This window comes from Paenibacillus sp. 01T442, from assembly GCF_056398345.1.
Genome location: NZ_JBFTPF010000106.1, coordinates 1 through 13,733, shown reverse-complemented (window position 1 = coordinate 13,733; position 13,733 = coordinate 1). Strand labels below are relative to the sequence as shown.

Annotated in this window: 15 protein-coding genes; 6 read left to right on the top strand and 9 right to left on the bottom strand. The window is 46.9% G+C overall.

Features of this window, described 5'->3' with window-relative positions; all coding sequences use genetic code 11:
• Window positions 1-337 precede the first annotated feature (337 nt).
• The 4 genes from AC1DLM_RS32535 to AC1DLM_RS32520 form a co-directional block, all read right to left on the bottom strand.
• Window positions 338-1,099 (bottom strand): LamB/YcsF family protein, encoded by a 762-nt coding sequence (locus AC1DLM_RS32535; RefSeq protein ID WP_441992081.1) that lies wholly within the window; start codon window positions 1,097-1,099, stop codon window positions 338-340.
• A 514-nt stretch (window positions 1,100-1,613) separates the two neighbouring features.
• Window positions 1,614-2,603: a 5-oxoprolinase subunit C family protein gene (locus AC1DLM_RS32530; protein ID WP_477572301.1), complete on the bottom strand. Its 990-nt coding sequence runs from the start codon at window positions 2,601-2,603 to the stop codon at window positions 1,614-1,616.
• Complete coding sequence (pxpB, locus tag AC1DLM_RS32525; RefSeq protein ID WP_441992079.1) at window positions 2,593-3,378, bottom strand: 5-oxoprolinase subunit PxpB; 786 nt, start codon at window positions 3,376-3,378, stop codon at window positions 2,593-2,595. Before pxpB ends, AC1DLM_RS32530 begins: the two co-directional genes overlap by 11 nt.
• Entirely contained in the window at window positions 3,375-4,178 is an 804-nt protein-coding gene (locus AC1DLM_RS32520) for an alpha/beta hydrolase (RefSeq protein ID WP_441992078.1), read from the bottom strand. The genes pxpB and AC1DLM_RS32520 overlap by 4 nt, the downstream gene beginning before the upstream one ends.
• Before the next feature lie 98 nt (window positions 4,179-4,276).
• Between AC1DLM_RS32520 and AC1DLM_RS32515 the strand changes: the two genes are divergently transcribed.
• Window positions 4,277-4,597, top strand: a complete 321-nt coding sequence (locus AC1DLM_RS32515) for a heavy metal-binding domain-containing protein (RefSeq protein ID WP_441992077.1) — start codon at window positions 4,277-4,279, stop codon at window positions 4,595-4,597.
• A complete protein-coding gene (locus tag AC1DLM_RS32510; RefSeq protein WP_441992076.1) occupies window positions 4,594-4,839 on the top strand; it encodes an HD family phosphohydrolase in 246 nt (81 codons plus the stop codon). The genes AC1DLM_RS32515 and AC1DLM_RS32510 overlap by 4 nt, the downstream gene beginning before the upstream one ends.
• Before the next feature lie 86 nt (window positions 4,840-4,925).
• Here the strand turns inward: AC1DLM_RS32510 and AC1DLM_RS32505 are convergent, their stop codons facing one another.
• Window positions 4,926-6,560 carry a bifunctional metallophosphatase/5'-nucleotidase gene (locus AC1DLM_RS32505; protein ID WP_441992097.1) on the bottom strand — a complete coding sequence of 545 codons (1,635 nt, stop codon included), beginning with the start codon at window positions 6,558-6,560 and terminating at the stop codon, window positions 4,926-4,928.
• A gap of 109 nt (window positions 6,561-6,669) precedes the next feature.
• On the opposite strand from AC1DLM_RS32505, the gene AC1DLM_RS32500 reads away from it, so the two are divergent.
• Both AC1DLM_RS32500 and AC1DLM_RS32495 read left to right on the top strand, forming a co-directional pair.
• Complete coding sequence (locus AC1DLM_RS32500; protein WP_441992075.1) at window positions 6,670-7,656, top strand: phosphate/phosphite/phosphonate ABC transporter substrate-binding protein; 987 nt, start codon at window positions 6,670-6,672, stop codon at window positions 7,654-7,656.
• A 227-nt stretch (window positions 7,657-7,883) separates the two neighbouring features.
• A complete protein-coding gene (locus AC1DLM_RS32495; RefSeq protein ID WP_441992074.1) occupies window positions 7,884-8,135 on the top strand; it encodes a hypothetical protein in 252 nt (83 codons plus the stop codon).
• Window positions 8,136-8,209: 74 nt separating this feature from the next.
• Here the strand turns inward: AC1DLM_RS32495 and phnE are convergent, their stop codons facing one another.
• The 3 genes from phnE to AC1DLM_RS32480 all read right to left on the bottom strand — a co-directional run bounded on the left by phnE (window position 8,210) and on the right by AC1DLM_RS32480 (window position 11,752).
• Window positions 8,210-9,784, bottom strand: coding sequence for a phosphonate ABC transporter, permease protein PhnE (gene phnE, locus AC1DLM_RS32490; protein ID WP_441992073.1), 1,575 nt, complete (start codon window positions 9,782-9,784; stop codon window positions 8,210-8,212).
• A complete protein-coding gene (gene phnC / locus AC1DLM_RS32485) occupies window positions 9,781-10,554 on the bottom strand; it encodes a phosphonate ABC transporter ATP-binding protein (protein ID WP_477572300.1) in 774 nt (257 codons plus the stop codon). The genes phnE and phnC overlap by 4 nt, the downstream gene beginning before the upstream one ends.
• A 166-nt stretch (window positions 10,555-10,720) precedes the next feature.
• Window positions 10,721-11,752 (bottom strand): HoxN/HupN/NixA family nickel/cobalt transporter, encoded by a 1,032-nt coding sequence (locus tag AC1DLM_RS32480; RefSeq protein WP_441992072.1) that lies wholly within the window; start codon window positions 11,750-11,752, stop codon window positions 10,721-10,723.
• Between the two features lie 205 nt (window positions 11,753-11,957).
• Here AC1DLM_RS32480 and AC1DLM_RS32475 point away from each other — a divergent pair, with 205 nt between their 5' ends.
• Together AC1DLM_RS32475 and AC1DLM_RS32470 are read left to right on the top strand one after the other, a co-directional pair.
• Window positions 11,958-12,770, top strand: a complete 813-nt coding sequence (locus tag AC1DLM_RS32475) for a sensor histidine kinase (RefSeq protein ID WP_477572299.1) — start codon at window positions 11,958-11,960, stop codon at window positions 12,768-12,770.
• Window positions 12,770-13,432, top strand: coding sequence for a response regulator (locus AC1DLM_RS32470; protein ID WP_477572298.1), 663 nt, complete (start codon window positions 12,770-12,772; stop codon window positions 13,430-13,432). The genes AC1DLM_RS32475 and AC1DLM_RS32470 overlap by 1 nt, the downstream gene beginning before the upstream one ends.
• 43 nt (window positions 13,433-13,475) lie before the next feature.
• On the opposite strand, the gene AC1DLM_RS32465 is transcribed toward AC1DLM_RS32470, so the two are convergent.
• A partial coding sequence (locus AC1DLM_RS32465; RefSeq protein ID WP_477572297.1) for a hypothetical protein occupies window positions 13,476-13,733 on the bottom strand: 258 nt, incomplete at its 5' end.

Genomic DNA, 13,733 nt, shown 5'->3' with positions numbered 1-13,733 from the left:
ATAACTTAGTTCCGCTAAGAGCCTCTTGGGCTACTTTGATGCGTTGCTCATCATAAAGGATATTGCTTTTCATACATTTCATTCCCCCTCACCGATATTGTACCTTATTGCATATTGATGACTCCAATCCAATTAGGGGGCTTCAGAGAAATCGGATAAATTAGCTACAGGAAATCCAGTTATTTCTCAAGAAAGTGATAAAACCCTCTGATTAGCTGTAGGTTTTCCAGTTATTTTATTGGGCACAGTTTTGAAATGAGATGGTATCTTATAGAAACGTGCTGAGGACCGCACTCGTCTAGTTGGTTACACATGAAAAAAAGACCTAGCGTTTGCGCTAGGTCCAAAGCGGCTTGACTTCGATGCCGCATTGGTTCAACAGCGCGCGGATATCGCGCGCGAATTCCACGGCGTGCACCCCATCGCCGTGGATACAGATCGTGTCCGCACGCATGCTCAGGTCCTCTCCCGTGAGGGAGAGGACCTTGCCATCGCGGACAAGCCTCTCCACCTGCGCCGCAGCCTCGGCGGCGCTCTCAAGCAGCGCCCCCGCTTGATCGCGGGGCGTCAAAGAGCCGTCCCGCTGGTAGCTGCGGTCCGCGAAAGCCTCGCTCGCGGTCCGCAGCCCCGCGGCGGTGCCCGCCCGCAGCAGCTCGCTGCCTGGCGGGCCATACAGCGTCAGCTCCGCGCTGACGCTAGCCGTTGCTGCCGCAATCGCGGCGGCTAACTCATGGCGCTTCGCGGCCATGTGGTAGAGCGCGCCATGCGGCTTGACGTGCTGCAGGCGTCCGCCTTCGGCGTGGACGAACGCCTGCAGTGCCCCGAGCTGATACAACGTCAGCTCGTAAGCCTCTGCCGGCGTGATCGCGATCTCGCGCCGGCCAAAGCCTTGCAGATCGGGGAGGCCCGGATGGGCCCCGATCGCAACGCCCTTGCGCAGGCACAGCTGAACTGTGCTGCGCATGGTTGCGGGGTCGCCTGCGTGGAACCCGCAGGCGATGTTGGCGGAGCTGACGTAGTCGAGCAGCTCCGCGTCGCGGCCGAGGCGATACGCGCCGAAGCCTTCGCCCATGTCACAATTCAAGTCAATGCGCAGCATGACGATTTCACTCTCCATTTAGATGAATGCCACTCTGTATCATTATTCACTCAATTTTTACTCATTTCATTCTTTACTCAATTCATTCTTCTCTCAATTCATTCTTCTCTCAATTCACTCTGACACTTACTCATCCCATTCAGCATATTTCCTACTCAACACACTACAAAGAGCATTATTTTCATTCTTGGGAGTGTGGTGTGGGAGTGGAGAGGCGGTGGGGGTACCGTCGGCAGATGTTATGGGATTTTCCAGATAAATGGAGGAGCATTTGAGTAAATTTAAGAAATAACTGTATTTTCTTCTCCAGCTAATCAAAGAGCATTTGAGTAAATTTACGAGATAACTGTATTTCCTCCAGTTAATTATAGCTATTTCCTTCCCAACGGGTGATTTAAGCGAAATTAACTGGAGTTTTTCCAGTTAATTTCCAAAAACATTGAAAAGTGCCTAAAATAGCTGGAGTTTTTCCAGTTAAAGTTGCTGAGGGGGAGCTAGGTAGTCTTCGAAATGTTCACAAACCCATTAACCAAGCCCTGATCCCCGCTCCCATCAGCTTAAGATCCATCGCCTGAAGCAACAGCTGCTCCTGTGCTTCCAGGTGCGTAACCTCTTGAAAACGCAGCTGTCCACCTGGCTTCACCTGCGCCACCAGCGGTAGATCTGCGGTGATCACGTGACCAATTCGGGGGTAGCCGCCTGTTGTTTGGCAATCCGCCATCAGGAGAATGGGTTGTCCACTCGCGGGAACTTGGATCGTCCCTGCAACGACTGCCTCAGAGATCATTTCGTAGGTTAAGCCAGCTTCGAGCTCAAGCTTAGTTTCACTCGACAACCAATACCCCATTCGATCCGATTGTGAGGTAACGAGAAAGTTTTGAGAAAGCAATCTCGACCAGCTGTTAGATGTAAATGAGGAGGCTTCCTTCCCCTTCACGATCCGTATTGTCGGATTGTCGCGATAGTCAGGACGAATCATTGTACTGACAAACTTGCCGCGACGTTCAACCTCGTTCAGAACCTCAGAAGCCAATCCATTTTTCTCTACTTCAAATACATCCCCAGCACGAAGTGCCCTTCCTTCATATCCACCAATAGCCGATCGCTGATAGGTGCTGCGACTTCCGAGTACGTAATCCGCCTTAAACCCGCCATGCACAGCTAGATACGCTCTACACCCATGGGTTGCATAATGAAGGTGCAGCTCGTTCCCTGAATAAAGAATAAATGGCTGCCATAAAGGTGCTGCAACACCATCTACTTCTGCCCCCATGTCTGCTCCGCAAATGGCTACCAGCATATCACGCTGTGCAACTAGAATTGGCCCCTGAAGTGTCATTTCCAAGGCAGCGGCTTGCGGGCTATTACCAACCAACAGATTGGCTGCCCGGTGTGCAAACCGATCCATCGGTCCAGACACTATGACACCATGTTTTCGAAAACCATAGCGGCCCTCATCCTGAATGGTGGACAAAAGGCCTGGTTTAATGACCTCAAAGCTCATGACTCGCATTCCCTTTCTCTAAGGCATGAAACTGCTCTGATGTGATCGACACAAATCTCACTTGATCACCAACCTTGAGGAAGGATGGGGGAACGATGTCCGGACGAAACATACGGAGTGGCGTACGACCAATAAGCTGCCAGCCTCCTGGTGTTTCAAAAGGGTAGATGCCCGTCTGCGCCCCGCCAATACCGACAGAACCTGCTGGAATTTGTGTGCGCGGCACTGATTTACGCGGTGTAGCAAGTCGTTCATCCATCCCGCCCAAATAAGGAAAACCAGGTGCGAAACCAATCATGTAAACTGGATACACACGAGAAGTATGCCAAGACACAATTTCTTCCGTGCTCACCTGATGATAATCCGCTACATCTACTAGATCGGGTCCAAATGCCGCCTCATAGCAGACCGGGATCTCCCTGATAGCCCCTAACTGCACAGCTAATCCCTCACTGTCTTCCTGCCTATACGCATCTAGTAACTGCTCAATGCTTTGCAGGACTTCGTCATAGGGAAGCCAATCTGCTGTCCCATCGGGTCGCCCACTTTTTAACACAACGTCAGAAGAATAGTTATAAATGCGGAATGCATCATAATAAATTGTAATGGTTGTATAAGCGGCGACCAGCTCAATGAAGCCATCCTGCCAGTTATTTTCTAAATAATTCACGACTTGCCTGACCTTATGTAGATTCGTTAACGAAATGTCCGCACCTATACGAATCACGATCGCTGAATCTCCAAGCGGATGGCATTCGTAGGCAAGCTTGGTCATGCGAAATGCTGCTTTTTCAACCAATTCGCGCAAACATTAGGCCAGACATACGCTTCTGGATGATCGTCTGCAATTCCAATACCGTGACGTCCTGACTCGAAGACATGCAGGTCGAATGGAATTTTATTGCGGCTAAGCGCACTAGCAAACAACAAGCTATTTTCAACCGGAACCGCTGCATCATCTGCTGTGTGCCACAAGAAAGTTGGCGGCGTATCTGTCGTTACTTGAAGTTCATTGCTTAAATTCTGTACTAACTCTTCACTAGCATCTGCGCCTATCAAATTAATTCGTGAACCTTGGTGCGCATTCATACCAAATGAAATAACTGGATAACACAGCACCATCAGATTCGGACGAGAGCTGTGATGTTCAATTGGATCGTCGAAGGTTTGATCTCCCGCATCGTAGTGCGTACCCGCTGTTGCTGCCAAATGCCCGCCTGCCGAAAAACCAAGAATGCCAATTCGGTTCGCATCGACTCCCCATGCCTCGGCATGATGTCTCACGGTACGAATGGCCCGCTGCGCATCTTGCAAAGGAACAGGATGTTTATAAGGTGCTACGCGATAGTTCAACACATAAGCGGATATGCCTAAACCATTCAGCCATTTGGCAATAGGCTCGCCTTCATGAGGGGCACGTCTACCGTAACCACCGCCTGGACATACAATAACTGCTGCACGCAAGCCGTCTCCCTCTGCTGGATATAAGCTTAAGCTTGGGCAGCCTTGGTTTTCCTCACCTTGACTGTCCTCAGTAGCTCCTGGCCATAATTCAATTGTTGTCCCTGTGTTCAATGTGAAACCCCCTCATGTGATTAACGTACTAAGTTAATAATAGCCAATCCTTACCCAGTAGAAAAGCATCTATTTCAATTCTGAAGGAGCGATTTAACATGATTGTAGTTACAACAGAAAACATTGCCGGTTATGAGGTTACAGAAGTTCTAGGCAGTACCTTTGGTGTCGTCGTGCGGGCCCGAGGCATTGGCGGAGATATTATGGCTTCTCTGAAAGGGTTAATCGGCGGAGAAGTCACGCAGTATACGCAAATGGTGGAGGATGGACGCAGGCAAGCCATGGACCGACTGGTCAAGAATGCCGCTGCCATGGGTGGGGATGCGATTGTCATGATGCGGTTCGACAGCGGGGATATTGGTCAAAATATGAGCGAAATCGTCGCGTATGGCACTGTCGTTCGGACGCGAAGGCTATGAGCGGGAATTTCTCCATCTTGTTCGTATACGGCTTGTGGGTTGTAGGCTTCCTTATTTTACTTCTTCTAGGTTATCTCGTTTACGACAAACGGTACAAAACGGATGGGGCCGCGACACCACAATCGCCTCCAAACGGCTTTCTTTCTACACCTGAAGTTTTCATAGATCCCAAAGACGGATTCACCTATCGGGTTTACTACAATCCTCGAACGGGAGATCGTGCTTATATTCGTGAAAAGTAACCTGCTTTTCAGAAACCAAAAGCCTGGCAATAGCGGAGGATTATACGATTCTCTCGCTCTTGTCAGGCTTTTTATATGCAAACGAACTATGTCCAAATCACTTTCCAGTTATGGTTTACGCTCGCCTCGATGGTACCTCGTTCCATAATATAGCCCGCTAGAAGCTCTGCTACATCCGTTGGAATATCTTTGACGACTGGCTTATTCTGAAACATAGCATAGTTGCCCCCGCCTGCAGCGCGGTAATTGTTCATGACCACATCGAAAGAGACATTGAGCCCAATCGGTTCCCCTTCATAATCCAGCTGAACAACCCGATCTCCGACTGGACGAGAAACGTTTAACGTGTAGGAGATCCCTTCCCACATATCGTAATTGTAATGAGCAGGCTTCGGTTCCATGAAGGACTTGCTTACTTGCAGCTCTCCATTTTCCGCTAATTCAAAATACTCCGCAGACTGCTCCAAGGCATCCTTAATATCTTGACCTGAGATTCGAATGACCTTGAGCGTGTTCGGGTAAATATAGTTGGAAACGATATCTCTCATGGTAATATCCGATGGAAATCCAGGTGAAACGTTATCAAATAGCGCCGTGTTTGAAATCTGGGCACCTGACAGCTCCATCTGGACCTTGTTAATAAACTCAATTAGCGCATTATCCTCCGTACGAATCTGCATAGGATCTTTCACAAGCATGTCCCCCGTAAGCTTTCCGATGGGTTGATCCAACCATATCTGTGTCTTCACCTCGTAAGAACTGATCTGCGTGAGCAGCACCTCATCTGGCTCCACATTCGCAACCGATAGAAGCTCCGACTGTTTAGAAGCAATGCGCCACTTCCCTTCTACCTGCTCTAGCACGATGTCCACCTTCCCAAGCGTAACGCCAGCTGTGCCAGGTTGAACGATGGTTACTCCGTTAATTTGTGCCCCAGCAATACTTCGATGCTGATGACCTGTGAGAAGAACGTCTATCCCTTCTACTTCCATACACAGTTGGTACCCTTGATTCTCGCCTGTCAGCGGTTCCGTAGGCTCACCAGTTGCGATATCTCTTTCAAATCCACCATGGTAGGAAACAACAATGACATCAACCTGTTCCTGCTCCTTAAGGAATGGTATCCATGCTCGAGCTGCTGCAATTGGATCTTCAAACCGTAAGCCTACAATATGCTTCGGATCTTCCCAATTCGGAATATACGGTGTTGTTAATCCAAGAATTCCTACACGCACACCATCCGCAAATTGCTTAATAAGATACGGTTTTCCAAAGAATGGCTCTCCCGTCTCCTCATTCACAATATTGGCACACAACCAAGGGAAATTAGATTCCCGAACTGCTTTCTGAAGCACGTCCATGCCATAATTGAATTCATGATTCCCGAGTACCGCTCCATCATATTTCAAATAGTTTAGACCTAGCACCATGGGATTCATAGGTTCATTATCCAAGCGAGCATGGTGATAGGCGAGTGGCGTTCCTTGGATCAAATCCCCGTTATCCAACACAATAACATGCGTTTCCTTGGCACGTTCCTGTGCGATTAAGGTGGCGATTTTCGTCAATCCTACATCATTGGGATGGTTATTTGCATAATGAATGGGGAACATATTCCCATGGAGGTCGCTCGTTTCTAAAATCGTAATGTGACTAGTTTTCTCTTGCCCTGCATGCTTCAAGCGGTTCACTCCATTCCGAAATATTGTCAATTTATACATACTATTTGTCAAATTAACAAATACTTCACACTATCTTCCATATCTCTTATGATAATGTTATAGTACAACATAGATAAAAAGTAAATATTTAAACGGAGGTCAAAAAAACATGAAAAAATTAACAGTACTAAGTTTATCCATGATCGTAGCGGCAGGTGCACTTGTTGGTTGCGCGAAAAAAGACGAAACTCCAGCTGCTTCATCAACTGCTAAAGCGACAGCAGCAGCAACAACAGCTGCAACGGCTACTCCAGCGGCAGCTGCAGGTTTCGTTCCAAAAGAACTTAGAGTACAATTCGTTCCTTCCCAAAATGCAGAGACACTTGAAGCAAAAGCTAAGCCGCTTGAAAAATTGCTTGGAGATAAATTAGGAATCCCAGTTAAGGTTTCCGTTTCCACAGATTACAACGTTGTTATCGAAGCGATGTCTTCCAAACAAGTTGATGTTGGTTTCTTGCCACCAAGTAACTATGTTGTTGCTCACGATAATCGTAAAGCTGCTGATCTTCTTGTACAAGCACAACGTTTTGGCGTTGATGATGCTACGGGTCAACCAACGAAAGATCTTGTTGATTTCTACAAATCCGAAATTCTTGTTAAAGCTGATTCACCAATTAAATCCGTTGCTGATTTGAAAGGTAAAAAAATGGGCTGGCAAGGTGTTACTTCCGCAGCTGGTTACGTTTACCCAGGTCTTGTATTAAAGCAAGCTGGTGTTGATCCAGTGAAAGATGTAACAGGCGTTCAATTCCAAGGACATGACAAAGCAGTTATCGCACTTCTAAACGGCCAAGTTGATGCAGTTGGCGTGTTCCAAGATATCCGTACTAACATGTTGAAAGATTACCCGGAAATTTTCAAACAAACGAAGGTTCTTTCTTACTCCGACAAAATTCCAAACGATACAATCGCTGTTCGTTCCGATATGGATGCGGCTTGGAAGAAGAAAATTCAAGATGCTTTCATCGCGATTGGTAACGATCCAGAAGGTAAAAAAGTGATCATCGATGTATACACACACCAAGGTTATGTAGCTACGACTGATGATAAATTCAACATCGTTCGTGAAGCGAATAAAGCAATGGGCTTGAAATAATTTCAAAATAATTGTAAATTAAATTACACACGACAGAACAAACCACCGCAGCATGTGTCTAACATCCATGACGCGGTGGTTTTTCCCTTCTAAAATTTACATTCTATACCAGACTTTCCTTGCATATTATGAATGTGGCACRCCCGTCCAAGCTCATCGTTTACTTTTATCTATCAAACGTTTACTAAGTCGGTCGTGTCATAACTCATTGTGGGGTGAAAAACGGGATGTACGAAATGCTGATCATGCGTAAAACAGAAGTGATTATTCGGTGCGGCACCGATGAAGTTCGAGGCGTTATTGCGCAGTATTACCCAGAATTTCAGCTTTTAAAAATAAACAACATCATGATCCCGCTCACCTTAATTGATCAAATTGAAATTATAGGGCCGGATGACCCCATCTCTCAAGCCTCGCATCGACTTCGTGAGCCTCGTATCCTCCACTTGGTTGCACAGGGTGGGGTCATCAGTAAGTAAATGGTTCTTGAAGAAAGAAAAGGCAGTTCTTGAAGGTTACAACCTTCAGGAACTGCCTTTTTTGTTCGAACATGTTATACGATTCGTTTCCGTAGTGTTCCCGAAATATAGTCAATAATCGAGACAGTCACGATAATCCCAATCAAGATAATTCCTACTCGCGGCCACTGCCTTGCATTCAGTGCGAAGATGAGTGGTGTCCCGATCCCTCCAGCACCAATGACCCCTAGTAGAGTCGCGGAACGGACATTAATTTCAAAACGGTACAACGTATACGAAATGAAATCCGGTATAACCTGCGGAATGACGGCGAATGACATCCGCTGCCAGAAGTTCGCTCCAACGGCCGTCATGGCCTCTGTAGGCCCCATATCCATGTTCTCAATGGCCTCGGCATACAATTTGCCCAACATCCCTACAGAATGCAAGCCAAGAGCCATTACGCCCGCGTAGGCGTTCGGTCCAACTGCTTTAATAAAGATCAAAGCCATAATGATTTCTGGAATCGTACGAACGACGCTTAGGAATAGCTTTCCTGTACCAGAAACAGCACGGTACTTGCTCATGTTCGCCGCGGCCCAGAAAGCAAAAGGAAGACAAACGATTGCGGATACGAAATTACCTAAATAGGAAATCGATAAGGTTTCAAGCAAGGAACGAAGTAAATCTTCGCCTTCTGGAATATAGACATAAGCCCAGTCTGGATGGAATAATCCACTGATCATCGCTTTTGTAAGAATCCAAGTCGTTGGTTGGAAGCCTGTTAACTCCAAGCCCGTTAGAGCCCAAACAAGAAGACCGATCACAGCCACTGCGCCAATAATTTTATACGTGTTAGCTTGTGTCTCAGACATCGGTTTGGCACTGCCTTTTAGCAAATACGTACGGAATCGTGTACTCACCAAATCAATGATGACGACGATCAGCAATGTATAAATAACAATGGCACATGACTGATCATAACGGAACAGATCTAGTGTATTTTTGAGCAATAAGCCGATACCACCCGCGCCAACCAGACCTAGAATTGCGGAAGCACGGATACTCACTTCAAATGTGTACAGGAAATGCGCCAGATACGTAGGAGCAACTTGTGGCAGAACGCCGAAGCGGATCAGTTTCAACTTATTAGCTCCGACTGCCGTCATCGCTTCAAGCGGACCCGGATCGATCGCTTCCGTTGATTCATAAGAAAGCTTTGAAATAATACCAAAAGTAAAGAAAATTAGTGCTAACGTACCTGCTGTTGGACCAAAGCCTACTAATACGGCAAATAAGGCTGCATAGAGCAAATCTGGAATGGTACGAACAAAATTCATAATAAATCGAGCAGGATAGGACAACCATGGCGACGATGTTACGTTACGAGCAGCCAACAGCGCCATTGGGAATGCAAATAGTGCTCCGACAATCGTGCCCAGGATGGACATTTGGATGGTTTGTGCCATCGGCTTCCAAATATCAGCGAAGAATAGCCAATCCGGCGGAAACATTTCTGCGATGAATTTCATGATCTCCGGCGTACCTGTAGCTAATCTTGTCAGCGTCGCATCTGTCTGATAAATGCTGCCGATCAAGAAGAGCACCATGATCGCGATGATCATATAAAACTTAGTGCGCGGAGGCTTTTTGACGGTTGCTACACTCATCCCTCCTGCACCCCCAGCAGCTCATCTTTCTTGATAGCGCGGCCGTAAATCTCGGAGAACACATCATCCGTCGCATCAGCTACTGGTCCATCGTACACGACCTTCCCTGCACGAAGTCCTATAATGCGTGTCGCGTACTCGCGAGCCAAATCGATAAAGTGAAGGTTGACGACGGTTGTAATGCCTAGGTCTTTGTTAATCCGTTTCAGGTCATCCATAACTTGACGGGTCGTGAGCGGATCCAATGACGCAACAGGCTCGTCCGCCAAGATGATCTTCGCTTCCTGTGCGAGCGCTCTAGCAATGGAAACACGCTGCTGTTGACCGCCGGACAATTCATCGGCGCGCGAATACGCTTTTTCACGGATGTTAACCCGCTCCAGTGCTTTGAGCGAAAGCTCAAGGTCTGCTTTAGGGAACAATCCAAACATCGTGCGAAGTGTGGAATGATAGCCAACGCGGCCGGAAAGGACGTTACGGATAACCGTGGATCTTTTGACTAAATTAAAGGTTTGGAAAATCATCCMGATGTCTCTACGCATCCGACGCAACTGTGCACCATTCGCTTTGGTAATGGATTTCCCATCGATTAGAATTTCACCGCTAGTCGTCTCATGCAGACGATTAATTGAACGTAGCAGTGTGGATTTACCAGCGCCTGATAAACCAACGATTACAACGAACTCCCCTGGGTGTATGGTAAGGTTAATGTCATTTAGGCCAACAGTACCATTTGGATATACTTTTGAAAGATGTTTAAACTCAATCATGATTCGTCCTACTTTCTTTTACACAATTTCAAGTGCTAGACAGACTACTTTCAACGAATAATTGAAAAATCCTTTTTTCTAGCATTACCTTTAGAAAAAATTCATATTCCATTGTTCACCATGCACAAAAAGGCCCCCTTGCATATGCACAGAGGCCCTATGTCTTCTATGGATTATACTTTGCTCCCCAGCGCTCCTCAATCTTCATACCTCTCCAGACGGCGATCGAAACGATCCACGCGATGACGAACATCCCAACCAGAATAAAGCCTAACGTACCGAAATCAATCTCTTGCAGCCACGTCCAGAATGTACCTTCCATACTGAATTCCTCGGAAAGCACCTGTCCAAGCTCGATCACACCAATAATTAATGCCGCTACAACCGCAAGTGCGGTAACGGTCAAATTGTAATAAAGCTTGCGTACCGGTGTATGAAAAGCCCATTTGTACGCTTTTGTCATAAACATACCATCTGCTGTATCGAATAGGCTCATCCCAGCTGCGAACAAGAGCGGCAGCGAAATGACACCGATGAACGGAATTGCATCTTTCGCCGCGTGTGCGGATATGGCCAGTAAGGCGATTTCACTTGCCGTATCAAAGCCTAAACCGAAAAGGAAGCCTAACGGATATACATGCCAGCTTTTGGTGATAAACGAGAATAGCGGTTTAATGAGTCGCGCAATAAACCCGCGTGATTCTAAGAGCTCTTCAAACTCGTCGTTATCGTAATTGCCGCCGCGAAACTTCAGAAACATTTTATAGAGACTAATAAGGATTAACAGATTGATGATACCAATGATGACAAGGAATAGCCCCGACACGGAAGCGCCGATCACGCCGCCAAAACGCTGCATCCACGGCAGTTCACGAGCTGCCCATTGCACAGAGAAGGCCGTTACAATCGCCATAACGAACACGACTGACGAATGCCCTAAAGAAAAGTAAAAACCGACGCCAAGTGGGTTTTTCTTCTGTTGCACCAGCTTCCGTACCGTATTGTCGATGGCTGCAATATGATCAACATCGAACGCATGACGCATCCCTAACGTGTAAGCAAGAAGCCCGATCCCCCAGAAAGCGGGAGATGTTTTGGCCACGGTATATAATCCGATCAGCCCTAATACGTGTAGGAGGATGATAAAGCCAATGTATCCGGCCCAGCTTTTCCTCTCCTGCAGTAAAGATTTCCACATAGTAATTCAACCACACCTTTCCTATCCGTGTTACGATTTACTAATAATGTAGCACAAGCTTACGGGAATTGAGAAGTAGCGCATCTATTTTTTGTGAAGAATTCTAAATGAGATCTGATATAATAGAAACCGTTCCAATCCTACAGCCATCTTACTTAGGAAACATATCCATGCTTTTATTTCAAAAAAGGAGCTGATCCCCTGCATGTCTATGCGTAAATACAAGCTTTTTACAGTGCTGGTGCCCGTCTTAATTATTGGAGGCTTTGAATATATTCGTCATGAATTTTTACTGCGCTATTTGACGATGGAGGCCGGCAATTTCACGATTACAGTCATTACGTTGCTCCTCTCGTATCTCTTCGCTTCCTGGATGTTTACCAGCATGGAACGCAGCAATGAGAAAATCCTGACCAGTGAAGCCCGCAGAGCGGTCTTCGAGGAACGAGAACGTCTGGCTCGAGAGCTGCATGACGATTTGGCTCAGACCCTCTTCTTCTTGAACGTGAAGCTGCGTCAAGGCGACATCGAAGAAGCKAAAGCTGCTGTTTCCGAGATCGACAATTCACTTCGTCAGGCTATTTTCAATCTGAGAACGCCGCCGGAAGAAGGTACTTCCTTCGGGCAACGCATTCATACCTACTTAGACAACTGGCGGTTAGTCACAGGCATTGAACTTCAAGAGACCGTGAAAATTACCGAAAACAGCTTCACACCTAATGAGGAAATTCTCCTTTTCGGCATTATGCAGGAGGCTTTCACCAACATCCGCAAGCATTCGATGGCCACAGATGCTACCTTCCATTTGGAAGATGACAACAATCGCTGGCGAATGCACATCACGGACAATGGGTGCGGACTACAACCCGATCCGAAAGCTAATGCTAAGAGCACGACTTACGGCATCGATCTCATGCAAAAACGGGCTTCCGAGCTCGGAGCTACACTTGAGCTTCAGAGCGAGAAAGACGCTGGCACGGAACTAATTGTACAAGCCGAAAGAAAGGAGAACAGCTAATGCCTGATCTCATGCCATTTCGCGTTCTAATTGTTGACGATCATCCCTTAGCACGCAAAGCGATACAAAGCATGCTTGCGCCATGTGCTGATTTCTTCATCGTTGGCGAAGCCAGCACAGGAGAAGATGCCATCCGACTTTGCGGAGAGCTTGCTCCCGATGTCGTCTTAATGGATATCCATATGTCACCCATGGACGGATTACAGGCTACACGACACATTAAACAAGCCTATGGCGGGATACGCATCGTTATGCTCACAGTGTCGGATGATGTTGCTGATCTCTTCACGGCTTTGCAATTCGGCGCACAAGGCTATTTGCTCAAAAACATGGATCCCGATGAATGGCTCAGCTATCTGCGTGCCCTGCTTGACGATAATTCAGAAGTGGCGCGCGGGATGGCGGACAAGCTCTTCGGACGTTTCCGCTCACCTGTCGGCGCACACACGGAAGGCCCAAGCCCTCACATGCTTACATCGCGTGAACAAGAAATTACCGCCTATGTCGCACAAGGGGATAATAATCGGGTGATTGCCGAAAAGCTGCTCATCTCCGAGCATACCGTGAAAAATCACATGAAAAATATACTCGTAAAGCTATCCCTAGAGAATCGTGTACAGCTTACCGCGTTTGCCATTAAGCACKGGTTGACACGGAAATGAAATAAACCAGTTAACATTCGACTTTGCGGATGCTAACTGGTTTTTACTGCTGTATCCAATCGCCACGCGTGAGGGCTAGTGCTTTACACAACTTTACTACTACTACTACTACTACTTCCACTTCCACTTCCACTTCCACTTCCACTTCCACTTCCACTTCCACTTCCACTTCTACTTCTACTTCTACTTCTACTTCTACTTCTACTTCTACTTCTACTTCTACTTCTACTTCTACTTCTACTTCTACTTCTACTTCTACTTCTACTTCTACTTCTACTTCTACTTCTACTTCTACTTCTAC